Annotated in this window: 26 protein-coding genes; 11 read left to right on the top strand and 15 right to left on the bottom strand. The window is 65.6% G+C overall.

Going from position 1 to position 26,118, the window contains the following annotated elements:
• Window positions 1-3: 3 nt before the first annotated feature.
• Together KVT39_RS22710 and KVT39_RS22705 are read right to left on the bottom strand one after the other, a co-directional pair.
• Window positions 4-573, bottom strand: a complete 570-nt coding sequence (locus KVT39_RS22710; protein ID WP_034180761.1) for an isoprenylcysteine carboxylmethyltransferase family protein — start codon at window positions 571-573, stop codon at window positions 4-6.
• 67 nt (window positions 574-640) lie between these two features.
• Window positions 641-1,543, bottom strand: a complete 903-nt coding sequence (locus KVT39_RS22705) for an alpha/beta fold hydrolase (RefSeq protein WP_034180762.1) — start codon at window positions 1,541-1,543, stop codon at window positions 641-643.
• A 724-nt stretch (window positions 1,544-2,267) separates the two neighbouring features.
• Here KVT39_RS22705 and betI point away from each other — a divergent pair.
• From betI to betA, 3 genes are read left to right on the top strand one after another with little or no spacing between them, the layout of a single operon-like run.
• A complete protein-coding gene (gene betI / locus KVT39_RS22700; protein ID WP_034180763.1) occupies window positions 2,268-2,852 on the top strand; it encodes a transcriptional regulator BetI in 585 nt (194 codons plus the stop codon).
• Between the two features lie 30 nt (window positions 2,853-2,882).
• Complete coding sequence (gene betB / locus KVT39_RS22695) at window positions 2,883-4,352, top strand: betaine-aldehyde dehydrogenase (RefSeq protein ID WP_105391718.1); 1,470 nt, start codon at window positions 2,883-2,885, stop codon at window positions 4,350-4,352.
• A gap of 14 nt (window positions 4,353-4,366) precedes the next feature.
• The gene (gene betA / locus KVT39_RS22690; RefSeq protein WP_034180765.1) at window positions 4,367-6,067 is read left to right on the top strand and encodes a choline dehydrogenase; all 1,701 of its coding nucleotides are present in this window, start codon (window positions 4,367-4,369) and stop codon (window positions 6,065-6,067) included.
• Window positions 6,068-6,277: 210 nt separating this feature from the next.
• On the opposite strand, the gene KVT39_RS22685 is transcribed toward betA, so the two are convergent.
• The 11 genes from KVT39_RS22685 to KVT39_RS22635 form a co-directional block, all read right to left on the bottom strand.
• A complete protein-coding gene (locus tag KVT39_RS22685) occupies window positions 6,278-7,564 on the bottom strand; it encodes a type II toxin-antitoxin system HipA family toxin (RefSeq protein WP_105391719.1) in 1,287 nt (428 codons plus the stop codon).
• Window positions 7,557-7,871, bottom strand: coding sequence for a helix-turn-helix domain-containing protein (locus tag KVT39_RS22680; RefSeq protein WP_368858935.1), 315 nt, complete (start codon window positions 7,869-7,871; stop codon window positions 7,557-7,559). Before KVT39_RS22680 ends, KVT39_RS22685 begins: the two co-directional genes overlap by 8 nt.
• Before the next feature lie 724 nt (window positions 7,872-8,595).
• On the bottom strand, window positions 8,596-9,180 hold the full coding sequence (locus KVT39_RS22675) for a dual specificity protein phosphatase family protein (protein WP_034180768.1): 585 nt from the start codon (window positions 9,178-9,180) through the stop codon (window positions 8,596-8,598).
• Window positions 9,181-9,193: 13 nt separating this feature from the next.
• Window positions 9,194-9,688 carry a hypothetical protein gene (locus KVT39_RS22670; RefSeq protein WP_217590246.1) on the bottom strand — a complete coding sequence of 165 codons (495 nt, stop codon included), beginning with the start codon at window positions 9,686-9,688 and terminating at the stop codon, window positions 9,194-9,196.
• On the bottom strand, window positions 9,685-10,827 hold the full coding sequence (locus tag KVT39_RS22665) for a glycosyltransferase (RefSeq protein ID WP_217590245.1): 1,143 nt from the start codon (window positions 10,825-10,827) through the stop codon (window positions 9,685-9,687). The genes KVT39_RS22670 and KVT39_RS22665 overlap by 4 nt, the downstream gene beginning before the upstream one ends.
• A 378-nt stretch (window positions 10,828-11,205) precedes the next feature.
• A complete protein-coding gene (locus KVT39_RS22660; RefSeq protein ID WP_217590244.1) occupies window positions 11,206-12,327 on the bottom strand; it encodes a hypothetical protein in 1,122 nt (373 codons plus the stop codon).
• Between the two features lie 226 nt (window positions 12,328-12,553).
• The gene (locus tag KVT39_RS22655; RefSeq protein ID WP_034180772.1) at window positions 12,554-13,057 is read right to left on the bottom strand and encodes a hypothetical protein; all 504 of its coding nucleotides are present in this window, start codon (window positions 13,055-13,057) and stop codon (window positions 12,554-12,556) included.
• Window positions 13,058-13,178: 121 nt separating this feature from the next.
• Window positions 13,179-14,003: an OmpW family protein gene (locus KVT39_RS22650; protein ID WP_006752708.1), complete on the bottom strand. Its 825-nt coding sequence runs from the start codon at window positions 14,001-14,003 to the stop codon at window positions 13,179-13,181.
• Window positions 14,004-14,077: 74 nt separating this feature from the next.
• Window positions 14,078-15,331, bottom strand: a complete 1,254-nt coding sequence (locus KVT39_RS22645; RefSeq protein WP_217590243.1) for a DUF2957 domain-containing protein — start codon at window positions 15,329-15,331, stop codon at window positions 14,078-14,080.
• Between the two features lie 71 nt (window positions 15,332-15,402).
• Window positions 15,403-17,016 (bottom strand): DUF2957 domain-containing protein, encoded by a 1,614-nt coding sequence (locus KVT39_RS22640; RefSeq protein ID WP_105391724.1) that lies wholly within the window; start codon window positions 17,014-17,016, stop codon window positions 15,403-15,405.
• Between the two features lie 616 nt (window positions 17,017-17,632).
• Entirely contained in the window at window positions 17,633-17,929 is a 297-nt protein-coding gene (locus KVT39_RS22635) for a cupin domain-containing protein (protein ID WP_034180775.1), read from the bottom strand.
• Between the two features lie 162 nt (window positions 17,930-18,091).
• On the opposite strand from KVT39_RS22635, the gene KVT39_RS22630 reads away from it, so the two are divergent.
• From KVT39_RS22630 to KVT39_RS22615, 4 genes are all read left to right on the top strand, one after another.
• Window positions 18,092-18,361, top strand: a complete 270-nt coding sequence (locus KVT39_RS22630) for a hypothetical protein (protein ID WP_217590242.1) — start codon at window positions 18,092-18,094, stop codon at window positions 18,359-18,361.
• Window positions 18,362-18,363: 2 nt separating this feature from the next.
• Window positions 18,364-19,308 (top strand): ABC transporter ATP-binding protein, encoded by a 945-nt coding sequence (locus KVT39_RS22625; protein WP_217590275.1) that lies wholly within the window; start codon window positions 18,364-18,366, stop codon window positions 19,306-19,308.
• Window positions 19,309-19,313: 5 nt separating this feature from the next.
• Entirely contained in the window at window positions 19,314-20,075 is a 762-nt protein-coding gene (locus KVT39_RS22620) for an ABC transporter permease (protein WP_217590241.1), read from the top strand.
• Window positions 20,076-20,237: 162 nt separating this feature from the next.
• Window positions 20,238-21,659 carry an MFS transporter gene (locus KVT39_RS22615; protein ID WP_217590240.1) on the top strand — a complete coding sequence of 474 codons (1,422 nt, stop codon included), beginning with the start codon at window positions 20,238-20,240 and terminating at the stop codon, window positions 21,657-21,659.
• Window positions 21,660-22,021: 362 nt separating this feature from the next.
• On the opposite strand, the gene KVT39_RS22610 is transcribed toward KVT39_RS22615, so the two are convergent.
• Window positions 22,022-22,252 carry a hypothetical protein gene (locus KVT39_RS22610; protein WP_175747082.1) on the bottom strand — a complete coding sequence of 77 codons (231 nt, stop codon included), beginning with the start codon at window positions 22,250-22,252 and terminating at the stop codon, window positions 22,022-22,024.
• Between the two features lie 209 nt (window positions 22,253-22,461).
• On the opposite strand from KVT39_RS22610, the gene KVT39_RS22605 reads away from it, so the two are divergent.
• From KVT39_RS22605 to KVT39_RS22590, 4 genes are all read left to right on the top strand, one after another.
• Complete coding sequence (locus KVT39_RS22605; protein WP_034180779.1) at window positions 22,462-22,893, top strand: YciI family protein; 432 nt, start codon at window positions 22,462-22,464, stop codon at window positions 22,891-22,893.
• A gap of 270 nt (window positions 22,894-23,163) precedes the next feature.
• Entirely contained in the window at window positions 23,164-23,970 is an 807-nt protein-coding gene (locus KVT39_RS22600; RefSeq protein ID WP_175747078.1) for a DinB family protein, read from the top strand.
• A complete protein-coding gene (locus KVT39_RS22595) occupies window positions 23,967-24,707 on the top strand; it encodes an alpha/beta fold hydrolase (RefSeq protein ID WP_217590239.1) in 741 nt (246 codons plus the stop codon). Before KVT39_RS22600 ends, KVT39_RS22595 begins: the two co-directional genes overlap by 4 nt.
• Before the next feature lie 112 nt (window positions 24,708-24,819).
• Window positions 24,820-25,698, top strand: a complete 879-nt coding sequence (locus KVT39_RS22590; RefSeq protein ID WP_181152208.1) for an alpha/beta hydrolase family protein — start codon at window positions 24,820-24,822, stop codon at window positions 25,696-25,698.
• A gap of 134 nt (window positions 25,699-25,832) precedes the next feature.
• On the opposite strand, the gene KVT39_RS22585 is transcribed toward KVT39_RS22590, so the two are convergent.
• On the bottom strand, window positions 25,833-26,063 hold the full coding sequence (locus KVT39_RS22585) for a hypothetical protein (RefSeq protein WP_034180781.1): 231 nt from the start codon (window positions 26,061-26,063) through the stop codon (window positions 25,833-25,835).
• Window positions 26,064-26,118: the final 55 nt, after the last annotated feature.

Here is a 26,118-nt window from a genome sequence, read left to right as displayed (position 1 = left end):
GTATCAGTAGAAACCGGGAATCAGCGCCGCGACCTCGCGGCGGTACTGCGTGTACGCCGACCCGAAATACCCGGTCAGCCAGCTCTCCTCGACGCGCACCTTGTACGCGAGCGACGCGAACACGAGCAGCACACCGATCGCGCCGCGCCATTCGCCGCCGATCAGCGCGGCGCCGACGAGCGCGAGCAGGCAGCCCGTGTAGATCGGGTGACGCACGAGCGCGTACGGCCCCGTGCGCACGAGTTCGTGGTCTTCCTTCAGCGTGACCGACACGCTCCAGTTCGTACCGAGATGCAGCCGCGCCCACACCGAGAACAGCAGGCCCGCGACCAGCACCGCGAGCCCGCACTGTGCCTGCAGGCCGAAGCGCTGCCAGTCCGGCACGAGCGCCTGCCAGGACGGATCGGGCAGGATGATCAGCGCGCCGCCGACGATCAGCGGAATCGACTGCAGCGTGCGCGAGCGCGACGCTTCCTTGCGCACGGTCGTCTTCACGCCCTGCGACGTGGCGATCCAGTACGCGAGCCATGCGGCCCAGGGAACGACGATGGCGATGGTCTGAACGATATTCACGGCTGGCCTGCCTCGTTGGGATGGGAATTCGGGTGCGCGGGCCGGGCCCGCGGCACGACGTGCGGCGTCACGACGACAGCGCGTGCAGCGGCGCGGGCACGCACGCATGCGCGGCGGCGTGCGCCATGCCGGCCGCGACGGGCGACCCGTCGCAGAAGAAATCGAGCAGTGCCGCACGCGTGTGTTCGCGCTGCGCGCGGCCTTCGATGTCGAGGAAATGGCCGGCGTCCGGCACCGTCGCGAACCGCGCGCGCGACACGTGCGCACCGAGCTGGCGAACATCGGCCGGCGTCGTGTATTCGTCGCGCTCGCCGTTCAGGAACAGCAGCTCGCAGCCGATGTTCGAGAACTCGCTGAAGTAGCGCTCGGGCTGCAGCGACAGGATCTGGTCGACGTGGAACGCGACCTGGTCCTGCTCGTCGCGCGGCAGGCGCGTGAGATACCGGTAGTTGTACAGCTTCATGATGCGCGGCAGGTAGCGGCCGACGGTGTCGTTCAGCAACTGCGCGGCCTTCAGGTTCTCGCCGGCCGCGATGTGATCGCGGGCACGCGTCACGTAATCGACCATCGCGTCGTTCAGGAACGGCGAGAACGAGCAGATCGCCGCGCGCCGCACGCTCGGGCAGCCGCGCGCGAGCGCGAACAGCGATGCGACGCCGCCCCACGACACCGACACGAGGAATGCCGGCGCGAAGCGCTCGACCAGATGCTGGAGGATCGCGGCTTCGTCGTCCTTGGTCAGGATGAAGCAGCCCGGATTGTGCTGGCGCGACTGCCCCGCGTACGGCAGGTCGAAGCAGATCGTGTTCATCCGCTCGCCCAGATACTGGACGGTCTGCCCGAACGACGCGGTCGTCGCGAGCGCGCCGTTGACGAGCATCGCCGTGTCGAACGCCGGGTCGAACACGTTCCGTTCGACGTAGACCTTCAGACCATTCGGCAGCGGGACCACGTGTTTTTCGGTCGGCATCGTCGTTCTCCGGTGGATGCGGCGTCTCGACGTCGCGGCATGCTGCAGGTGCGCAATGGCGGGTGCCGGCCCTGCGCGCGACCTGTCGCCGCGCCCATTGCCGACGCACCGCGGCAAATACCGGCGGCGCCCATTCATTCCTCGTAGTGCGGCGCCATATTAATACGGACAATATTACTGACTCAAGTCACTCCAACGATTCCCTCTATTCGATCCGGGAATACATCGGATTCAAATTTTTTTATCAATTTATATGGTATGAGGGATCGCCACAAAAGCACTGGCAATCGTTTGCGAGGCATCCTCTCCGGCGAAAATTAATCGTATATTTTCCTTCAAATTCAATACGATACGTTATTTAAATCGACTGATTTAAACGGATTTCCGGAATTTGCCTATCTTCACCATCCGCACTCGCCATTCCACATCGTGAAGAATATTACAGGCATCCACACTCTTTCGTTTTGTAATAGAAACGCTACTGGAAATTTTCCGGTGCATTGCACCATCTTTTCACAAACCGTTTTAAACAAACTCCAGCTTAATTAACCTTCTTTCAATTCGTTTTTCCGCATCTGCACATCGCGGCAAGCGATCGATCCGCCCCCCCCTGCAGAACACCCTGCCATCGTCAGACCCCGATTTTTTGTTGATTGATCGTTCAATAAAAAACCGCTAAGCTCTCGACTTCCATGGATGGCCCGTCCGGGCGAAGGGAGTCGCGATGCCGAAAGTCGGAATGCGGGAGATACGCCGCGCACAGTTGATCGACGCCACGCTGCGTTCGATCGACGAAGCGGGCCTGCCCGGCACGACGCTCGCATCGGTCGCACAACGCGCGAAGATCTCGACGGGCATCGTCAGCCACTACTTCGGCGACAAGGACGGCCTGCTCGAAGCGACGATGCGGCACGTGCTGCGCGACCTGTGGTCGGCCACCACGCGCCGCCGCGCGGCGGCACGCAAGGATCCGCGTTCGCGGCTGCGTGCAGTCGTCGCCGCGAACTTCGACGAGACGCAGGTCAGCGCGCCCGTGATGAAGACGTGGCTCGCGTTCTGGTCGCAGAGCATGCACGACCCGATGCTCAAGCGCCTGCAGCACGTCAATACGCGGCGCCTCCATTCGAACCTGTGCGCGGAATTCGCGAAGGCGTTGCCGCGCACGAAGGCGCGCGAAGCCGCCAGCGGCCTCGCCGCGCTGATCGACGGCCTGTGGCTGCGCGGCGCGCTCGCCGGCGGCCCCATCGACACCCGGGCGACGCTGAAGCTCGCCCACGATTACATCGACCTGCTGCTCGCGTCCGACTGACGCTACGCAGTCGCCCTCAAGGAGATCCTCATGTCCGTATTCGGTTTGCAGCGCCTCTACATCGGCGGCGGTTACGTCGACGCCACGAGCGGCAAGACTTTCGACACCTTCGATCCCGCCACCGGCGAACTGCTCGCGCAGGTGCAGCAGGCGAGCGCGGCCGACGTCGACCGCGCGGTTGCGTCCGCGCAGGAAGGCCAGCGCGAATGGGCCGCGATGACCGCGATGCAGCGCTCGCGCATCCTGCGCCGCGCGGTCGACCTGCTGCGCGAGCGCAACGACGAACTTGCTGCGCTCGAAACGCGCGACACCGGCAAGCCGATCGGCGAGACGCTCGCGGTCGACATCGTCACCGGCGCGGACGTGATCGAGTATTACGCGGGCCTCGCGACCGCGATCGAAGGGCTGCAGGTGCCGCTGCGCGCCGATTCGTTCGTCTACACGCGCCGTGAACCGCTCGGCGTGTGCGCGGGCATCGGCGCATGGAACTACCCGATCCAGATCGCGTGCTGGAAGACGGCGCCCGCGCTCGCGGCCGGCAACGCGATGGTGTTCAAGCCCAGCGAAGTAACACCGCTGACCGCGCTGAAGCTCGCGGAAATCTATACGGAAGCCGGCGTGCCGGCCGGCGTGTTCAACGTCGTGCAGGGCGACGGCTCGGTCGGCGCGCTGCTCACGGGCCACCCGGACATCGCGAAGGTGTCGTTCACGGGCGGCGTCGAGACGGGCAAGAAGGTGATGTCGCTGGCCGGCGCATCGTCGCTGAAGGAAGTGACGATGGAACTCGGCGGCAAGTCGCCGCTGATCGTGTTCGACGATGCGGACCTCGACCGCGCGGCCGACATCGCGGTGACCGCCAACTTCTTCAGCTCGGGCCAGGTCTGCACGAACGGCACGCGCGTGTTCGTGCACCGCTCGATCAAGGACGCGTTTACGCAGCGCGTGCTCGAACGCGTGAAGCGCATCCGCGTCGGCAAGCCGACCGATGCCGATACCAACTTCGGCCCGCTCGTGTCGGCCGCGCAGCTCGACAAGGTGCTCGGCTTCATCGAAAGCGGCAAGGCCGAAGGCGCGAAGCTGCTGGCAGGCGGCACGCGCCTGACCGACGGCCACTTCGGCAGCGGCCAGTACGTCGCGCCGACGGTGTTCGGCGATTGCCGCGACGACATGAAGATCGTTCGCGAGGAAATCTTCGGGCCGGTGATGAGCATCCTCGATTTCGAATCGGAGGACGAAGTAATCGCTCGCGCGAACGACACGCACTACGGCCTCGCGGCCGGCGTCGTGACCGAGAACCTGTCGCGCGCGCACCGCACGATCCATCGCCTGGAAGCCGGCATCTGCTGGATCAACACATGGGGCGAATCGCCGGCCGAAATGCCGGTTGGCGGATACAAGCAATCCGGTGTCGGACGCGAGAACGGCATCACGACGCTCGAGCACTACACTCGGATCAAGTCGGTGCAGGTCGAGCTCGGCCGCTATAACCCGGTGTTTTAAGGAGATTGACCGTCATGACGACACGCGAATACGACTACATCATCTGCGGCGCAGGTTCCGCGGGCAACGTGCTCGCAACGCGCCTGACGGAAGATCCGGACGTCACGGTGCTGCTGCTCGAAGCGGGCGGCCCCGACTACCGCTTCGACTTCCGCACGCAGATGCCGGCCGCCCTCGCCTATCCGCTGCAGGGCCGCCGCTACAACTGGGCGTACGAGACCGACCCCGAGCCGCACATGGACAACCGCCGGATGGAATGCGGCCGCGGCAAGGGGCTCGGCGGCTCGTCGCTGATCAACGGCATGTGCTACATCCGCGGCAACGCGCTCGACTACGACAACTGGTCGACGCACAAGGGCCTCGAGAACTGGACGTATCTCGACTGCCTGCCGTACTTCAAGAAAGCCGAGACGCGCGACGTCGGCCCGAACGACTATCACGGCGGCAGCGGCCCCGTGTCGGTCACCACCAGCAAGCCGGGCGTGAACCCGCTGTTCGAGGCGATGGTCGACGCGGGCGTGCAGGCCGGTTATCCGCGCACCGACGACCTGAACGGCTATCAGCAGGAAGGCTTCGGCCCGATGGACCGCACCGTCACGCCGCGCGGCCGCCGTGCGAGCACCGCGCGCGGTTATCTCGACCAGGCGCGTGCGCGGCCGAACCTCGAGATCGTCACGCATGCGCTCGCCGACCGCATCCTGTTCGACGGCAAGCGCGCATCGGGCGTCACGTACCTGCGCGGCAGCGAGCGCGCGACCGCGCATGCGCGCCGCGAAGTGCTCGTGTGCAGCGGCGCGATCGCATCGCCGCAACTGCTGCAGCGCTCGGGCGTCGGCCCCGGCGCGTGGCTGAAGGAACTCGACATTCCCGTCGTGCTCGACCTGCCCGGTGTCGGCCAGAACCTGCAGGACCACCTGGAGATGTACATCCAGTACGAGTGCAAGGAGCCCGTGTCGCTGTACCCGGCGCTCAAGTGGTGGAACCAGCCGAAGATCGGCCTCGAATGGATGCTGAACGGCACCGGCCTCGGCGCGAGCAACCACTTCGAGGCGGGCGGCTTCATCCGCACGCGCGACGACGATCCCTGGCCGAACATCCAGTATCACTTCCTGCCGGTGGCGATCAACTACAACGGCTCGAACGCGATCGAGATGCACGGCTTCCAGGCGCACGTCGGCTCGATGCGCTCGCCGAGCCGCGGCCGCGTGAAACTGCGCTCGCGCGATCCGAACCAGCATCCGAGCATCCTGTTCAACTACATGGCCGAAGCGCTCGACTGGCGCGAGTTCCGCGATGCGATCCGCGCGACGCGCGAGATCATGCGGCAGCCCGCGCTCGACCGCTATCGCGGCCGCGAGCTGAACCCGGGCGCCGACTGCAAGAGCGACAAGGAGCTCGACACTTTCGTGCGTGCTCGTGCGGAGACCGCGTTCCATCCGTCGTGCTCGTGCAAGATGGGTTACGACGACATGGCGGTGGTCGACGAAGAGGGTCGCGTGCACGGGCTGGAAGGCCTGCGCGTCGTCGATGCATCGATCATGCCGATCATCACGACCGGCAACCTGAACGCGCCGACGATCATGATCGCGGAGAAGATCGCCGACAAGATTCGTGGGAAGCAGCCGCTCGCGCGTGTCGACGTGCCTTACTTCGTCGCGAACGGCGCGCTCGCGCGCGATGTCGCGAAGGCGGTGAGGCAGCCGGAGACGGTTTGACGACGGCGGGCGTGCTGCCCGCTCATCGACATACTGACGAAACGCCGCCGGCAGTGACGGTTGGCGGCGTTTTCGTTTCTTTTACGGTGACTTGCGCGGAAGCGAGTTCCCGACTTGCAGCCATGTGATCACATCGGCCGGATGAGTTCGCGGGCGCACGCGTTTTGAACGGCTGGAGGACTTCTGAACCGTTCGCCGGCCGGTTCATCTTCACCGGCGAGCGCGGCCCGCGGGACCCTGGCGTAGCAGGGCAACGTTCTCGTTGATGCGGCCTTGGATCGTGCGCAAGGTATCTCGAGTAATAATCCGCGGGTACATGTTCTCGGCCATGTCCGAGAATTGGCTGGCCACTTCGCAAATGCCGTCAATCATTCTGCCGGCAACGTCCTGGGGCACTTCGGCTTCCTCGGCAAGCCGAAGCATGTGCGCGCGGGAAATCTCCAGTGCCTCACCCATCACGTCCATTTGGTGATATCCACCGGGTCCCTCGCAGAACGTCACATCGTAGGCCGGCGCCAGTCTCCACTGACCATTTGGCGCCATGACGTAGGAGAAGTTCTTGGGATGGTCGTCTCGGTTGTTGAACGCGACGTTGAAGACGGCGCGCTCGAAGGCCCTCCCCATCTCTCGCACGTCGTTGGTACAGATCTGGGTCGCCCGCAAGAAGTTGAAGTAGTCCAACGACCCCGCAATCCGGTAATCGGCCCCCGTAAACGCCGCGAGACTCTGCATGGGGACGCGCAATCCATCATGCCGATCAAAGCGCTTGCTGGCGAACGCCGCCAGCCCATTGGGCAAACCGAAGTACTGCGTGTCCGGGGTCTCGATGCCACATCTGCGCAGACATTCGGCGTAGACCATCTCGATGGCGCACACCTCGGCATGCTCTTCTCCGCCCGGGAACTTGACCAGCCAGGCGTCGAAGCCCGGCGTGACGGCCGTGGTAAGCCCACCGGTTTGCGGATCGCGATAGACCAGGGCCTTGGGCCTTGCACCTTGGGGCGAGCCGCCCACCAGCAGCAACGTCTGCAGGAACTCACTACCTTCACCATGGAGCACTTCCTGCACTTCGGCAGCAAGCTGTTCCAGCGGGATGTGGACGTCCGGCGCCTCTCCTTCGGGTGCGACGGGTTCAAACGTCATGGCCCCCATCGCGTTGCTACCGATATAGGCCAACCGCTCCAGGGCGCCAATGCGGGCCGTGTTGAGTCCACGGCGCCTGAACATACGGTCCATCAGCAGCATGCCCCACCCGTCTGGCAAGGCGTCATAGACAGGCCCCGGAAGTTGCAACTGATGGCCTGGGAAATCTCGCCGCAACTGAGGGCCCTCCAGCGGCAGCGTGTACGAAGACAGCTCCAGGCCCCTTTGCCTGGCCTCGTTGCTGTACTCGAACACGATCAGTGGGCGACCGGTCAGGGCTGTCGTGGAGACCAGCGTGCCCCAATGCCATCGCTCCCCCCAGCCCTCGTAGAAGACATTCACTTGCTCAGGCATTGCTGGACTTCCTCCTTGTACGGAGGCGCTTGGCTGTTTTCTCGTAGCGCAGAATGTCCTCGATGCTGTCCAGCTTTGGCTGGAACAGACCTTCGAACTCCTTGATGCGGCCGAGCGCCATCGCCACCCGGACCACGGCCTCGAAGCCGACATTGCGCCCGGCCTCCAGGTTGGACACGGTGTTGGCCCCAATGCCGGCACGCCCGGCCAGATCCGACTGAGTCATGCCCAGAGCCAAACGCTCTGTGCGCAAGCGATTGCAGAGGCGCTTGACGACCTCATTCGGCTTGCTAAAGCTTAAATCCAACATAGTGTGTATCTACCCCCTTCTATGCCAGTTAGCACCCAAAATTATAGAATTAACGTCACCTTGGCTCAAGAGGCGTAATTCCTAAATTTCACGACTTATCGGCAAAATTACGACAATAACCACAATATAATGGAGTTAAGCAGCTCCACGCCAAAGAAGCGGCCGATCAGACCGCTCCGGCTGCGCGGACTATCCGGGGCAGTGCGGAGGTCGGATCCCATGTTGCACGAGTGCACGGGATGGGTGAACCGGATCGTGTACTTCGTCGGTTCGCTCATGCCGCTGGCACCTTCGAAGGCAAAGATGTCCGCGAGCGCGGCGCTCTTCGCCTAAGGCATGCCCAGACTGCAGGACTGGTGGATGTCGACGCCCGCACGTGCGGATGGAACGACAAGAACGCTGCTCGGGGCCAAGGATCCTCTCCCTCTCAAACGTTTGCGAAACAACCCGGGACGATCTTGTTCTGCATACCTTAAGAATTAAATTGAACGAGTCCTGAAATGCGATTGGAATGAAAGGAAGTCTGTCGGGCCACAAGGCGCCAATCATGACCACACTTCAGATTCGCGGCAGGAAGCCGCTCGCGTGCGTCGTCGTGCGTTACTTCGTCGCGAAGGCGGCAAGGCAGCCGGAGACAGTCTGACGGTTGCGGGCGCGTTGCCCGAACGCCCACGAGAAACGCCGCCGACGATTACCGTCGGCGGCGTTTTTCATTTCCGGCTCAACCGTTGTTGACCTCTTGCCGCAAATGCTCGACGTCGACGTGCTTCAGGTAATTCGTGATGTTCTGCCAGATCGGATGGAACCCGTAGCCGCCGTGCTGCAGTTCGTCGAGCGCCTGCTCGCGCGTCCAGCCCTGGTACACCATCCGGTACAGCGCCGACACGAGCCCGGTGCGATCGGCGCCGTGCTGGCAATGGATCAGCACCGGGCCGTCCTGGTCGGCGGTCCGCAGCGCCTTCAGCGCGGCGACCATGTCTTCGTCGCGGATGTACCACGTATTGATCCGGATGCGCTGCATCGTGATCTGCGTGCCGGCCAGGATGCTGTCGTCCGCGTGAAATGCGCGGAAGCTGATGACCTTGCGGATGCCGAGCTTCTGCAATTCCGGCACGTCTTCCCGCGAAAGCTGCGCGCTGCGGTACAGCGTCGGCGTGATGCGATGCAGGTTGTTCACGCGCGCATCGGCAATGTTTTGCGCCCATTGGATCGGGCGTGAGGAAACGCCGGACACCGGGTCCGCATGGGCCGGCTGCACGAGCCCGGCAAGCGTAACGGCGATCGCGGCAATGAAGGCGATCTTCATGTTGGTTCGGTGTTCAGTGGAATGCGCGCTCGCGCTCGCGCGACAGGATGAACAGGACGATCGCGGCGGCGCTCATCGTCCAGTAGTCGGTAGGCGCCACGCCCAGCCAGTGGATATGCCAAGGCACGTGCGCCGGGTTGAAGCGGGCAAGGCCGTAGGCCGGATTCAGCACGAACCACAGAAAATCCTCGGTCAGCCAGAACACCATGATGCACGCGATGATGCGGGCTTCGATGCGCCACGACCAGCGCGCGTTGAAGATGGGCGGCAGATGGAAGAACAGCGCGACGAACGGGAACACCCACGCGTGGTATCCGGTCATCGGGCGCCCGCCCCAGAAGATATCGAGCAGCCAGTGCTTGTCGATGCGCCAGGTCGGCAGGTTGGCGGCCCAGCCCGCGCTGCCCTCGATCTGGATCTCGACGTTCGCGAAAAAGAACGCGAGCAACATGACCCACGCGACGACGAACAACGTATGGCGCGTCGGCACAAAACGCGCGACGCTCATGCGGCAGGCTCCAGGCCGAGCACGCGATCGAGCACGAAGCGTCCTGCCAGCGGCCGCCCGAGCGGGGCCAGGCGGCGGCGCATGTCGGCCAGGCGCTCCGGCGTCTGCAGCAGCGCGCGGATCCGGTAGACGAGCGCATCGTCGTCGATGGCCTTCAGCGCAACGCCCTGTTCGAGCAGGAAATCCGCATTGCGCTCTTCCTGGCCCGGAATCGGCGAGTTGACGATCATCGGCAGCTGCATCGCGAGACATTCGGACGTCGTCAGGCCGCCCGGCTTCGTGATGACGAGGTCGGCACAGGCCATCAGGCGTTCGACCTGCTGCGTGAAGCCCTGCGGAAAGAGCCGGCCCGGATGCCGCGCAGCGAGCGCCTGCAGCGACGCCAGCATCGCCTGGTTCTTGCCGGCCAGCGCGATCAACTGGAAATCGGCGTCCATCTCCAGCAGCCGCGTCGCCAGCACGTCGAGTCCGCCGAGGCCCGCACCACCGGACATCATCAGGAACGTCGGTCGCGCGGGATCGAGGCCGAATTCGGCCGCGCAGGCCGCGCGGTCAAGCGGCTGGCCGAACGCCGGCATGATCGGGATGCCGCTGACATGCACCGTTTCAGGCGCCATGCCGCGCGCGTGCATGCGCCACGCGATCTCGTCGTTGGCCGCGAAGTAGCCGCGCATGTTCGGCACGACCCACATGCTGTGCAGGTCGAAATCGGTGACCTGCACCCACACCGGCGTGTCGACGCGCCCCTTGCGGATCTCGCGCGACAGCAGTTCGGCCGGCAGGAAGTGCGTGCAGATGATCGCGTCCGGGCGCTGTCGTTCGATTTCCGCGAGCAGCTGCCGGCAATTGAGCCGCTCGATCGCGCGCCGGATTTTCTGCGACGGCGCGGCGGGATCGACCTCGTCGGTCTTCTGGTACAGGTAGCCCCACAGCGCCGGCTGGCTGCTGACGAGCTTGATGTAGAGGTCGGTGTACAGCTTGCGGAAGCCGGTGGACACGAAATCCATCACGTCCAGGTGCGTGGCTTCGATGCCGGCGGGATGACTGCCTGCGAATGCGCGGATCGCTTCGGCCGCGCGGGTATGCCCGGCGCCCGCGCTGACGCTCAGGAGAAGAATTTTTTTGTTGCGCTTTGACATCTGACTGACCGTTTCGATGAAGGTGATCCGGACGCGGGTTCGGCAGCGGCGCTCTCACACGACTGCGTCTCGCGTCCGGCTTTCAACAAGCTTGGCGGATCTTCGGCGGTGCGGGCGGTCGGGTACCCCGAATCGATCGATCGCCGGCATTGCCTGCGGAATCATACTGCGTCCGGTCGATGCGGCTCGGATCTGCTGCCGCCGCGCTGTCAGTCAGGGTGGCATGGCGCGCGGTCGGCGGGAGACGCCGACCGTGCGTGACGACGAGGGGCGCCGCTGCTTCATGCCCCACTCGCGCGCGCGAATGGGGTGCCGTATTTCTGCGCGAGCGGGTGCTCGCGCGCAGGTCATGTCGTTTCATGTCGGCAAAGCCGAGTGTCAGCGGGCCTTCTCTGCGTCTTCGCCGAACCGGGCCGTCGCCACGGCCCGCGTCCGCATCCGCTTTGCGCGGACGATCGGGTTCCATCGCGACGTCAGGCTCATCGCGTCGCGCAGGTGTTCGAACCCGACATCTTCCTTCGGCCCGAAGCGGCTGACCGCCGGCCACGCGAGCACGTCGTCGAGCCACGCCTGCCATGTGTCGCCATGAAAACGACCGCCGATTTCCCGCACCGCGTCCGGCGCGGCGATCACGATGCCCGCCAGCAGGTAGTACGCCCAGAAGCTGCCCGCGCCGACGAGTCGATCGAGCCGGCACACGGACAGCCCGGCAAGCAACCCGTCCACCGACGCGAGATCGGCGCGATGCGCGCGGATCGCCCGCGCAACGAGGTTGTGCTGACCGCCATACGCGGCAACGGAAATCCCGTTGCCGCCTGCGAGCGCGGCCGAGAACATCGCGAGCGCGGCCATCTCGTCGATGCGTGATGCATCGTCGCGCGGGCCGCACACGCGCAGCACGATCGCGTCGATGATGGCGCCGGGACGGGCCGATGTTTCCGCAGTCGTCGCCGCAACGACGGCCAGCTTTTCTCTCAGGTTCTTCGCAGGCGGCGTCTCACCCTGCTCTTCTCTTTCATGTGCGGTACGTTCGCCAACGTCTGCGCCGTTGCATTCGACACCGCCGGCAATCCGCGCGAGCGCGGCCCAGCCGACATCTTGATCGTCGAATGCGCACGCGTCGATCACGCCGTGCACCGCGTCGAACACGGCGCTCGAGCCGGGGCAACGGCGTTCGGCTTCGGCAAGCTGCTGCGCGGACGGCACATGCGAGCATGCGCCGAGCGGGTCGGTCGGGTCGCAAGCGCAGCCGCCGCCGTCCGTTGCGATCCACGGCGCAAGCCCGTGAAGAACGGCCGCTGCGTCACGAGACAGGCTCGCGCCCGCCCGCATGCGTATCGCGTATGACGCGAAGACGGTCGTGTCGCCGGCGTCGCCCGCCGCCGGCGCGCAAGCGGCGGCGTCGAGATGTTCGATCAGGTACTGCAGCCACGCGGCCGTGCGCAGCCGGTCAGGCGTCGCGCCGCGGGCATCACCATACTTCGCTGGGTCGGTGAGCATGGGTCGTCCGGGAGTGTTCTGGCCAATTGGAATAATGTTGTTTCGGTCCGCGCGGTACACCGTGCCGACCTTGCATGTCCGCCCGCATCGGATCGCGACACGGGCGGCCCATCGGCCGTCGCGCCGATACGCGCGACGGCACGAATGCATCGAAGCTGCGGGAACCCGCCGCGCATGCCGCACGGCCCTCGCGCACGGCGGGCGCCCCGTTTCGATCGCGCGACGCTTACTGCACGTGGAACTTCGGCGACGTCGTGACCGTGCCGGACACCGTGCAATTCGGCGTCAATGCAGCGTTATTGAACGTCAGCGACGAGTTCGGGTCGTTCCAAGCCGTTACCACCTTGCTCGGGCCGCACGCGCCGAGCAGCGCGACGTTCACCTGCACGTTGTTGATCGACAACTGCGTCGTGCTGTCGGCCTGGCCCGTCCACGGCGACGTGCTGCTCGCGCTGCCGCTGATCAGTCCGCACGTGGCGCCTCCGGCGAACTGCGTCGACGTGATGTGGACGATGCCGGTCGACGTGATCGTCCCGTTGAACGTCGCGGTACAGTTTGCGCTGATCGATCCCTTGCTGAGCGTCGTGAGCCCCGATACGGAGAACGGCTCGCCGTTCGGGTTCATCGGCTGCCCGTCAGCGCGCGAAACGGTGACTGCGAAAGCAGGCGCGGCCGAAACCGCGGTGAATGCCACTGCAGCAACAAGCGATACGATTTTGCGAATGCTCATTTGAACTGCCCCCTCTCTTCACAAATGGCGGCACGCCGCCAGGAACGCAACCGTCCGGCCGAAAGAGCCCGGCCAGCCGGTCGCAGGAAGCCGCCGGCACGCGTCATGCGCGCCGGTCGGCTCAGAACTTGTAGGAAATCCCGACGAACGTGATCAGCGGATCGGCCTTCAGCCGCGTGCGCGTGGTCGCGAGCGTCGAACCGTCGGCCGCCTTGATCACGAGCGACGAGTACGTCTTCAGCGGCATGTAGGTCAGCGTCGCGGTGAGCCCCCAGTGCTTGTCGATCGCATAGCTCGCGCCGACGTTGTAGACCGGCGTGAACGACGACGATGCCTTGCCCTCCACCGACGTCGCCCCCGGCTTGCCGGCGCCGGCCGCGAGCACGCTGCCGAGGTTCTCGTTGATGTCCTTCGCGAAGTTGCCGTTCAGCTCGATGTTGCTGAACCAGCTGTAGGCCACGCCGATCCCGACGAACGGGCGGAACTTCGCCGTCGGCGCATTGAAGTAGTACTGCAGAATGATCGTGGGGCTCCACTGCCGCGCGTTCTTCACGGCCGGCTGGTTCGACGTCTTGTCCATGTCGACCGAACCGAGCGAGCCGGCCGGGCCCGGCGGCCGGATCACGCCGTGCCCGGTCAGCGTGAACTCGGGCGGCACGCCGAGCACCGACGTCACCGCGATATGGTCGGTGAAGAAGTGCGTGAGCGTGAGGCCGACCGTATCGGCGTTGTTGACCGTCAGGCTCGTGCCCGGCGACGTGAACGACCCGGGCAGCCGCAGCGGCCCGTTGATCGGCATGTTCGCGAGATTCGTCGTCAGGCCATTGGTCGAATCCTGCGGCATGATGTGCAGCCAGCCCAGCGTCGCGACGTTGTCGCCCGCCTGCTGGGCCGATGCGAGTGTCGACACGCCTGCGACGACACCCGCGACAATCAGCTTCTTCATGAAGTCTCCCCTCTCATTCTGTCCGGGCGCCGCGCATCCGCGCGCGACGCCGCCGTGTCTCCGTCCGGGTGTGGTCACTGCACGAACGCGCCGACCGTGAAGTACGGATTGCTCGTATCGGCCATGTCGAGGAACCCGAATACGCCGCCGGTGAACACGAACTTGCCGGTCGCCGGCCCCGACGCAGCATCCGCATGCACGGTCGTCACGACGCCCGGCACCTTCTGCGTGAAGTCGAGGTTCAGCGCACGCGTGAGCGCGGCCTGCGATGCGTTGAACGGATCGAGCAGCGTGGCCTGCGCGCCGACGAGCGCGGTCGCGCGATAGTTGAACGCGCTGTCGACACCCGTGTACTCACCGTTCTGCGAGCCGGGCGCAATCGCCGTCTGCGGGCTCAGGAACGAGATGCCCGATTCGTCGTCCGCGCTCGGCGGGCCCTGCGTGAGGTCCGCGTTCGCGGCGCCGGTGCGGATGAAGATCGGCACGAGCTGGTTGCGCAGCTTGCCGACGATCAGGATCCCCTTGCCGGCCTTCGCCGGATCGAGCGCGGCGAGCGTCGGTGGAATCTGCGGCTGGTAGTTGAGCGACTGGAACGCCGGCGCATCCGGACGCAGCGTGAACGGCTGGTTCACGGTCGTGCTCGATGCAAGCGGCTGCCCGCCGTTCTTCTTGCCGAAGTTGTCGGTCTCGACGTAGCTGCCGTCCGCGTTGATCGTCACCTTCTGATCGAGCGCCACCGGCTGGAAGTTCTGCGACGGAACCTGGTGATAACCGAGCTGGTTGTAGGTGCCGGCGATCTTCGTCAGGTCGGTCTCCAGCGACGAGAAGCTGATGAACGGGTAATACGGGAACGTCGTCTTCGGAATCTTGCCGACGCCGATCACGCCGTCGAACTGGATCGTCGCACCAGGAATCGCGCCGCCCAGCACGCCTTCTCCGAGGAACAGTCGCGCGGGCCGGCTGGGATCGAGGCTCGCGTTCTGCATCCGGAACGTGCACTGGTTCAGCTTCACCGTCGGCAAGCCCGTTTCGTCGGCCAGCGTGCCGTCGACGACGTTGGCCGGCGCCGTGTCGCGCGTCGGCTGCACGGTGCCCGCGGCAGTCGGCACCGGCGATGCGAGGTAGGTCATCCGGAACGTCATCTTCGTGGTGTCGAGCTGCACTTTCACGAGCTCGCCCGACCCGGAGCCGCCGATGAACACCGTGTTGTAGTCGATCGTCTGCGGGCACAGCCGGACCACCGGCGCGGGCGGCGGGTCGCCGTCGCCGCCGCACGCAGCCAGCACGGGCGCGAGCGACGCCGCGGCCATCCAATGCTTCACATTCATAGGAATCCTCTTGAAATTAGATTCGCCGGCGGCGACGCATGCGCCGCCGGTGTGACTTGTTCGGTACGCGGTTACTGGACGAACGCGCCGACCGTGAAGAACGGGTTGACCTGGCTGTTGTTGACGACCATTGCGTAGACGTTGCCGGCCGTCACGATCCAGCCCGTGTCGCCCTTCTTGAAGATCGCGACATTGCCGCTTGCGCCCTTCGCGTTGAAATCGCTGTTGGCCGTGACCTTGACCTTGCCGGGCGTTGCCTGCGTGTAGTCGAGCACGAACTGCGACGTTACCGAAGACGTCTGCGGATCGATGAATGCCGCGGTGCCGCCCTGGAACAACGTCGACGTGTAGTTCGCGGAGATCGTCGACACGGCAGTGCCGTCGTTGCAGCTACCCGCTTCCGCCATGAAGAAGCCGTTGGCAAAGGTGCCCGGCAGATCCGGGTGCGGCACCTGGTTATCGAAGCTCGGGCCGGACTGCGCGATGGTGTTCCCCACACCGGTAGATGTCACGACACCGCATGCGGATGCGCTCGTCGCGCCGATGTAACCGCCCTTCAGCGAGTTCGCGGCAATCGCCGTGGACGACGAGAGCATCGAGATCCCGACTTCGGCATCGGCGACCGACGCGAGCGGATTGCTCGCATCCACATGGGTATAGCCGACGCGAATCACGATCGGCACCCGTACGCCGTTCAGCTTGCCGACGATCATGATGCCCTTCGCCTGACTCGGCGTCACGATCACGAGGCCTGGCGCCTGCCCGGCGACCGGATACGCAACCGTACCGAACGGGTTCGCCACCGCATTGCTCACGAACACGTTGTCCGCCGACCCGTCCGCGTTCTTGCGCAGCGTCCACGGCGACCCGGTCGTCTGGCACGAGTAGTCGCTGCCCTGCGTGATCGTGCACGAACCGTCCGCATTGAACGTCTGGTTCCAGTTGACGACGTCCGGCTCCCAGCCGACAGCCCCGTTCGCATTCTGGGCGGTACCGCCGACCGGCGACAAATGGATACCGACTTCGTTGTAGTTGCCAGCGACCTTCGTGAAGTCGGTTTCCGTTTCGACAAAGCCAATGAACGGATAGAAATCGAATGTGCGCGACGGCACCACGCCAAGGACAAAACCCGGAATCGGCTCAATGCCCTGGAACGCGATCGTCGCCCCCGGAATCCCGCCGCCAACCACGCCATTGCCGACGAACAGCATCGGCGGATCGGTACGCTTGATCGTCACCGAATACGCGCCGTCGCTCGTCGCGCCGCTATCGAGCACGAACGCGCAGCGGTTCTGCTCGGCAGTCGGAAGGTTGGTCGGATGATGGAATGCGCCGCTGATCGTCAGGCCCGCGCGCGTGTCGTTGACCTGCCCCGCCGACGTCGGTACCGACGATTCGATGAACTGCATCTGATACGTGAGCTTCGTCGTGTCGAACTTCACCTTCACGTATTCACCGCTGCCGGCGCCACCCGTGTAGGTCGTCGTGTAATCGAGCGAATCGGGACACAGCTTCGTCACGACGGGCGGTTGCGTGATCGCGCCGCTCGGCCCGCATGCACTGCCCGAGCACTGCGGCACGTTGATCGGCCCCGGATCGTCGCCGCCGCCGCAACCGGCGACGAACGGCAGCGCCAACACCGCGCACGACAGGATCACCTTCCGCCATTCAGGAATGCAAATCATCAACCCCTCCTTTACAGGTACGACGAGTCTCGTCCGGACGGGCTGCATGGCTCGCCGGTTGGTATCGCGCCGCCGCACGAGCGCGCGGCGCATGATGGTGTTCGCAATGCGACCGCCCTTCAGCTCATGCAAATGCGACGAAAGCCGCGGCGGCAGACAAGCGCGCTCCCGCGGCGCCGTCATGCGGCACGGCGCCGTCGGAACGATCGAAACGGAAAGTGGTGCGCCGCTACACGGCGATGCGGCAACGCAGGCTGACGACGTATGTCGCGCCTGCATTCAGCGAAAAACTGGGAAACGGCAGTCCGGTTGGCCCCGCGGATACGCGTCGCATTGAATTGGTCTCCGTACGTACGCTTGATTCGTTATCGTGATGCGTCGTTTGACGAGACTATGATCGGACCATTCAAACAAGTAAATGGATGCAGAGTTCCAAACGAACGGAACCGCGCGATCCTAGTGTTTTCACGGAGTTTGACAATTTTTCAAACGACCTTCATTTTATTTGCTCAGACAAATAGATGGGCCGCGCGACGGGCTTGCGCGGCAGGCCGCTTTCCGCGCCGGGCGGGCGAGCCGGCTCGCAGGCGGCCTCGCGAACGCGGCGCGCAACCTTTTACACGTCGATGATCGCGAGCGTACCGTGGCTGCCGGGCAGCACCGCGTGGCGCGTGCCGGCGAGCGCGAGATACATCTGCCCGGCCTCGACCACGACCGTTTCCGCGCCGACTTCGAGCATCAGCCGGCCGTCGAGCACCAGCAGCCCTTCGTTGTAGTCGTGCACTTCCGCTTCGTACGGCTGCGCATCCATGCGCAACACCTTGATCCTGGCCGGCCCGACCTCGCCGACGATCGTGGATTTCCATGCGGCGGCCTGCGCGGCCGCAACGGATTTGAAATCGATCAAAGACATTCGCCTCGCTCCGTGAACCGTGAAAGGAACGCATTATCGCGAGCGCCAGGCATGCCGTCCCGGTACGGCGCAGAGGCGTTCGGGCGGCACAGTCGGCGGGCCGGCCTCCGCGCGGTGGCGAGAAAACGCGATCGCCGTCCGGCTCGCCGAAAATATCCAAAATTGTTCGAACAACTCAAACAAAGCACAGCTTTATTGAGCAACACTCAAGCATTTCGAGCAAATCCGGCGCCAACAACGCCCGGCCTTTCCACCGAAATGCATTTCCATCTACCGATTGCTAATATGGCGGTCCCGCGATCCCGCACCACAACGCCGTTCGACATGACGCCCGTTCGCCATGCCGTCCCCGATCCCGGCCGCTTCGCAGCGGCGGCGATACCGGGCACGCGCGGCACACACCGTCGCGCCGGCCGGCCGCGCCATCCGTGAGCATGCAACCGATCCTTTCCGTCTCCGACCTCTCCAAGACTTACGCGTCCGGCTTCCAGGCGCTGAAGCACGTGACCCTCGACATCCGCCCCGGCGAGATCTTCGCGCTGCTCGGGCCGAACGGCGCCGGCAAGACGACGCTGATCGGCTCGATCTGCGGCATCGTCACGCCGACCGAAGGCCGCGTGACGGTCGGCGGCCACGACATCCGCGATCAATACCGCGCGGCCCGCGAAATGATCGGCCTCGTGCCGCAGGAACTGACCACCGACGCGTTCGAAACCGTGTGGGCGACCGTGTCGTTCAGCCGCGGCCTGTTCGGCAAGGCGCCCGATCCCGCGCATATCGAGAAGACGCTGAAGGCGCTGTCGCTGTGGGACAAGCGCGACAGCAAGCTGATGACGCTGTCGGGCGGGATGAAGCGCCGCGTGATGATCGCGAAGGCGCTGTCGCACGAGCCGCGCATCCTGTTCCTCGACGAGCCGACGGCCGGCGTCGACGTCGAGCTGCGCCGCGACATGTGGAAGCTCGTCGATTCGCTGCGCGAAAGCGGCGTGACGATCCTGCTGACCACGCACTACATCGAGGAAGCCGAGGAAATGGCCGACCGGATCGGCATCATCCTCGGCGGCGAGCTCGTGCTCGTCGAGGAAAAGCACGAGCTGATGCGCAAGCTCGGCAAGAAGCAGCTGACCGTGCAGCTCGAGCAGCCGCTCGCGGACGTGCCGCCCGCGCTCGCGCCGTTCGGGCTCGAACGCGCGGACGACGGCGCCGCGCTCGTCTACACGTACGACTCGCAGCGCGACGACGCGAGCATCGCGACGCTGATCAGCGCGCTCGGCTCGGCCGGCATCGGCTTTCGCGACCTGCATACGACGCAGAGCTCGCTCGAGGATATTTTCGTCAGCCTGATCGACAACCGCCGCAACGGCGCACAAGGAGCCTGACGCGCATGAATCTTCATGGAATCCGCGCGATCTACCGCGCAGAAATGGCCCGCACGCGCCGCACGCTGATGCAGAGCATCATCGCGCCGGTGATCTCGACGTCGCTGTATTTCGTCGTGTTCGGCTCCGCGATCGGCTCGCGCATCAGCGACGTGAACGGCATCGGCTACGGGTCGTTCATCGTGCCGGGCCTCGTGATGCTGTCGCTGCTGTCGCAAAGCATCTCGAACGCGTCGTTCGGCATCTACTTCCCGCGCTTCACGGGCACGATCTACGAGATCCTGTCCGCGCCCGTGTCGTACTGGGAGATCGTGATCGCCTATGTGGGCGCGGCCGCGTCGAAGTCGATACTGCTCGGCGTCATCATCCTCGCGACGGCCGGCCTGTTCGTGCCGCTGCACATCCTGCATCCGCTCTGGATGGTGCTGTTCCTCGTGCTGACGGCGGTCACGTTCAGCCTGTTCGGCTTCGTGATCGGCATCTGGGCCGACAGCTTCGAGAAGCTGCAGCTCGTGCCGCTCCTGATCATCACGCCGCTCACGTTCCTCGGCGGCAGCTTCTATTCGGTCGACATGCTGCCGCCCGCGTGGCGCGTCATCACGCTGTTCAACCCGATCGTGTATCTGGTCAGCGGCTTCCGCTGGTCGTTCTACGGGCTCGCCGACGTGCATGTGTGGATCAGCCTCGCCGCGACCGGGCTGTTCCTCGTGATCCTGCTCGCGATCGTCGCGTGGATGTTCCGCACCGGATACAAGCTGAAAAACTGACGCAAACCGACGCACCCGGCGCCGCCCGCCGATGACGCATTTGGGCAAGCAGGCGGCGCTTTTCCTCTGATGCGGCACTTTGTGGTCGCGTCTACTGAATACCGAAGCATCGGGGCCTTGGAGCATGCGCTGCGAGGCCCTTTTTCATTTCAGAGGACGCCAATGCCCGCCGCCACCGCTCCCGCCTCCGCCGCCGCCCGGCTCGAACGCCTGCCGTTCTCCGGTTATCACAAGCGGATCTTCTTCATCATCGCGATCGCGTTCTTCTTCGACTCGGTCGACCTCGGCACGATGACGTTCGTGCTCGGCTCGATCCGCAAGGAGTTCGGGCTGTCGACCGCGGCCGCCGGCCTCGTTGCGAGCGCAAGCTTCTTCGGGATGGTGCTCGGCGCGGCCGTCGCCGGCCTGCTCGCCGACCGCTTCGGCCGCCGGCCGGTGTTCCAGTGGAGCATGGTGCTGTGGGGCGCCGCGTCGTACCTGTGCTCGACCGCGCAGAGCGTCGACGCGCTGATCGTCTACCGTGTGCTGCTCGGGATCGGGATGGGGATGGAATTCCCGGTCGCGCAGACGCTGCTGTCCGAATTCGTGCCGACCGAGAAGCGCGGCCGCCTGATCGCGCTGATGGATGGCTTCTGGCCGCTCGGCTTCATCACGGCCGGCGTCGTCGCGTACTTCGTGCTGCCGCAGTTCGGCTGGCGCACGGTGTTCGCGCTGCTCGCGATTCCCGCCGTGTTCGTGCTCGTCGTGCGCCGCATCGTGCCCGAATCGCCGCGCTGGCTCGAACATGCGGGCCGGCACGCGGAAGCCGACACGGTGATGAACACGATCGAAGCGAAGGTGATGCGCTCGGCCGGCGTCGCGACGCTGCCGCCGCCGTCGCGGCTCGCCGAACCGGTGGCCGCACGCGGCCGCGGCGCGCTGCGCGAGATCTGGAGCGGCGTGTATCGCCGCCGCACGGTGATGGTGTGGCTGCTGTGGTTCTTCGCGCTGCTCGGCTTCTACGGCCTCACGTCGTGGCTCGGCGCGCTGCTGCAGCAGGCCGGCTTCGAGGTCACGAAATCGGTGTTCTATACGGTGCTGATCTCGCTCGGCGGCGTGCCGGGCTTCCTGTGCGCCGCGTGGCTCGTCGAACGGTGGGGGCGCAAGCCGACCTGCATCGCGTCGCTGATCGGCGGCGGCGCGATGGCGTATGCATACGGCCAGAGCGCGCTGTACGGCGGCAGCATGGCGCTGCTGATCGGTACGGGCCTCGCGATGCAGTTCTTCCTGTTCGGGATGTGGGCCGCGCTGTACACGTATACGCCCGAGCTGTACGGCACCGGCGCGCGCGCGACCGGCTCGGGCTTCGCGTCGGCGATCGGGCGCATCGGCTCGCTGATCGGGCCTTACGTGGTGGGTGTCGTGCTGCCCGTGTTCGGCCAGGGCGGCGTGTTCACGCTCGGCGCGCTGTCGTTCATCGCGGCCGCAGTTGCCGTGTGGACGCTCGGGATCGAGACGAAGGGGCTCGCGCTGGAGCAGTTGGCGGCGGGCGACGAAGCCGGCGGCGGCGGCCGGTATCCGGCGGCGGCGGACGAGGTGTCCTGATCCGCGAATCGGATCGCGGTTTTCCTTCAGGCCGGGAAGGCGTTCGGCGCCGTTCCCGGTCGCTGCGTGAATCGACGGGCTTCGCGTCCGGATCGACGCTGCCAGACTGCATCGAGGCACCGGTTCGTGCAGCTCCTGGTACGTCGCGGCGATCGCGCGCTCGGACTACCTGCCGTCGCTCGCGCACCTGCCAAGCGCGCTGCGCCGCATCCAGTGGCTCGATCTCGACATCATCCTGCCGATGCACGGGCCGGCCATCACGCACGACATCCCGCGCATGCTGGCCGGTGCAATCGCGCATTGCGAGGCCGCCGCGTAACGCACGCGGGCGGAGACGCAAGAGGTGGTATGACGAATGCCGGTCAGGCGCCGGTGACGACGAACTCTTCGGCCGCCTTGCGCTGGACCGCGGCCATCACCGCCAGCTCGCGCTTGCTGCGCGTGTCGGAGGACACGACGCCCGTCGCGTGCTTCGCCTTCGCGCCCAGCGGGAAAAACACGAACGACGCGCCATCCGGGGCGGACGGCTCGGCGCGCAAGCGTTTGTTCAGGATCTTCAGGTATTTCTTCTTCGAGACTTCTTTAGCAGCCATGGCACCCTCCGCGTAAACGTGGTGAGGTTCAGCATACCAGTTTTGGCGGGGCGCTCCGCGGCAGCGCCCGCCGGTTCGCCCGTCATCGAAAATTCTTCGTGCGCGATGTCGATTCGCGCCATTCTCGCGCGTCGTATTGTCGTAACCGATCGTTTTGCCGTCGGCACGACCAGCGGCAACCCCCGATTCCCGTTCAAGGAGATACGACAATGCGCGTCATGGTAATCGTCAAGGCAACCGCCGATTCCGAAGCCGGCAAGATGCCCGACACCGAACTGCTGGCCGCGATGGGCCAGTACAACGAGGAACTCGTGAAGGCCGGCGTGATGCTCGCCGGCGAAGGGCTGCACCCGAGTTCACGCGGCAAACGCGTGCACTTCGCCGGCAAGGACCGGACGGTGACCGACGGCCCGTTCGCCGAAACCAAGGAACTCATCGCCGGGTTCTGGCTGTGGCAGGTGAACTCGATGGAAGAAGCCGTCGAATGGGTCAAGCGCTGCCCGAACCCGATGCCGGGCGAATCGGATATCGAGATCCGCCAGGTGTTTTCGCCCGAGGATTTCGGCGCGGAATTCACGCCCGAGCTGCAGGAGCAGGAAGCGCGGATACGTGCGGAAATCGACGCCCGGCAGAAGTCCTGAGCGGCGGGCGGGAGCGGAGCCGGTGCGCCGCCCGGGCATGGAGCGACGATCCGCTGCCGTTCGTGAAGTCGATTCCCGGCGCGACGTGGCGGCGTCGCATCGGGCGGCATGAATTCGGCCATCGGCCGCCGGCGACCGCAATCATGCGGACCCCGTTGCTCGCGGTGCTCGCCGGCTAGCGCCGCACCGGGTGGGTCGCGCCGCCCGGTTGACCTAACCCTGCCTGGTAACGTATCGTTTTGATACGTTACCAGGCAGGGTCTGTTCGTCATGCATTCCCGTTTCGACCGTTTCCGCACCACCGCACTCGGCACCCAGCTCGAAGCACTGATCGCACAGCCCGAGCGCTATCCGGAATTCGCGGCGCTGTCGCGCGTCGGCGTCGCCGCGATCGGCGCGATCCAGCACGAGATCGCGCGCAACTTCCCCGAAATCGAAGCCGACACGACAGCCCGCCAGTTCTGCGGCGCGATGGTCGCGGAAGTCATGCGCCGCCACGGCCACGACGTCGTGCAGGCGCGCGGGCGGCTCGGCGGCTCGCTGTTCAGCTATGGCGCGGTGTTCAGCGCGTATCCGCAAACGCTGCCGTTCGCCGACGTCGTTGTTGCGCTGGCCCGCATGCCCGACCGGCTCGCCGCGTATGCCGCGCACGTGCCGGCCGCGCTGTGGGCGCGCCGCCCGGCCGGCACCGGCTTCTCGCTGGTCGAGCATGCGTGCCACTTGCGCGACCTCGATGCGGTGTTCGCGGAACGCATCGACGCGGTGCGCACGGTCGAACTCCCGGTGATCGCGTCGGTCGACGGCACCGCGCTCGCCGCGCAGCGCGACTATCTCGCGCAGCCGCTCGACCGTGCCGTCGCGGCATTCCGCACCGGCCGCGCCGCGCTGTGCGCAACGGCCGCCGCGCTGGAACCCGCTCAGCTCGCGCGCTGCGGGCTGCGCGACGGCATCCGCCGCATGTCGCTCGACGAGCTCGTGCGCGAACTGCTCGACCACGACCGCACGCACGTGCTCGAACTCGACGAACTGCTCGCCGAACTCGAGTTGCCGCCCCTTTCTTTCGCGCCCGCGCAATGACCCTGGCTGCCCCCGTCGTCTTCATTCACGGTTTCATCGGCACGTTCGACGTGCACGGATGGAACGGCCCGCACCTGGCTCCCGACCTGCTCGGCTACGGCGCGCATCGCGCGACGCCGTTCGACGCGATCACGCTCGCCGCGCAGGTCGAGCATGTCCGGCAAACCGTCGACGCGCATTTCGGCCCGCAGCAGGTCGATATCGTCGGCCACTCGGTCGGCGGCGCGATCGCGATGCTGTTCGCGCATGCGCACCCCGAGCGCGTGCGGCGCATCGTCAACGTCGAAGGCAATTTCACGCTCGACGATGCGTTCTGGTCGGCATCGGTCGGCCGCATGACGCCCGGCGAAGCCGACGCGATGCTCGACCGCCTGCGCGCCGATCCGCTCGACTGGCTGCGTGGCGCGATCGACGATCCGTCGCCGCGCATGCTCGACGACGCACGCCGCTGGCTCGCGCATCAGCCGGCGTCGACGCTGCGCGCGATGGGCCGCTCGGTGGTCGCGACGACGGGCGTTCCGGGCTACCTGCAAGCGCTCGCTCAGGTGTTCGAGCGTCATCCGGTCTGGCTCGTCGCGGGCGAACGTTCGCGCGCGGGCTGGCATGTGCCGGACTGGGCGCTCGCGCGCTGCGCCGGCTTCGACGCGATCGAACGCTGCGGGCACCTGATGCCGGCCGAGCGGCCCGACGCGTTTCGCGAGGCAGTCGAGCGCATCACCGACGCGCAGCCCGCCTGACAAACCCGTAGGATTCGCCGAAATATGGTTGAAAGGTGCGGTTGCTAGAGTCGTCCGAACAGGGTTTTCCCGGTGCCCCGGCGCCGGACAGGGTCGACACATGCAAGGATCGATGCACCTGGCACGCGCCTTCTGGCTGCTTCTGCTGCTCGCCGTCACGAGCCCTGCCTTCGCATTTCATGCGCGGGTCGTCGCGATCCCGAGCGCCGCGATGAGCGAGACGCTCAGGGCGACCGTCGTGCTGCCCGACGACTACGCACGCGCCAACCGCGACGGCGAACGCTATCCGGTCGTCTATCTGCTGCACGGCTCGGGCGGCGACCATACCGACTGGACGTCGAACACGCACATCGCCGCGCTGGCCGACCGCTACCGCGTGATCCTCGTGATGCCCGACGGCGGACACGAAAGCTGGTACATCGACAGCCCGTTCGATTCGGGCAGCCGCTACGAAACCTTCGTCGGCGACGAAGTCGTGTCCTACGTCGATTCGCACTTCCGCACGATCGCGACGCAGCGCGCCCGCGCGATCACCGGGCTCAGCATGGGCGGCTTCGGCGCGCTGCGCATCGCGCTCGACCGGCCCGACACGTTCGGCGCGGTCGGCAGCATCAGCGGCGCGGTCGATCCGCGCTGCTGCGAGGACGAGCCGGGCATCGACCACGTGTTCGGCGATCCCGGCCGCCATCCGTCGTTCTGGAACCGCAATGCGATCGTCGAAAGCGCTCGTGCGTTCGTGCGTGCTCATCTCGACGTGACGATCGATTGCGGCCGCGACGACGCGCTCGTCGGCTCCAACCGCACGCTGCACGAACGGCTCGTCGCGCTCGGCGTGCCGCACGACTATGCGGAGCGGCCCGGCGGCCATACTTGGGATTACTGGGCGAATGCGATCCGCTACCAGATGCGGTTCTTCGCGGCGTCGTTCCAGCATCGCGGCTACGCGTTCCATCCCGCGAACCCTGCACCGGGCATGACGCGCGCGGGCTGATGCGCGCAGTGTCGCCGCGCGATCCAGCGATATCGATTCGATGCGGACGGGATAAACGACCGACGGGCCGAACAGCGGCCCGGCAACGGAAAGGAAGCGCGCCGATCGACGCGACAAAAGCGGAAACGCCTGGTTCAGACCTGGTGTGACGCGTCGGCACTCACCACGCGATCGAAGACTTCCTGCGCACGCGCCAACTCGTCGAGCGCGCGATCGAGACGCGACATCGCGCGTGCGTATTCGGCCGACGAGACGTCGTCGTCGCTTTCGCCGCGTACCGCTCGAAAGGCCTGATCGACGTTGCGCGTCGCTTCGACGAAGCGTTGCGCGGCCCGGGCTTCCCGCGAACAGATATGGGTCGACATCGACACTTCTCCCTCAGGATTGCAGTGTGAAGCAAGCCGACGCTCAGTGTGCGTG

Origin of the sequence: Burkholderia sp. GbtcB21, from assembly GCF_019091065.1 — a bacterium.
In the GTDB taxonomy this organism is placed as follows: Bacteria; Pseudomonadota; Gammaproteobacteria; order Burkholderiales; family Burkholderiaceae; genus Burkholderia; species Burkholderia pyrrocinia_C.
The sequence above is the reverse complement of the archived record's forward strand: the minus strand, read 5'-3'. Positions and strand labels throughout refer to the sequence as shown.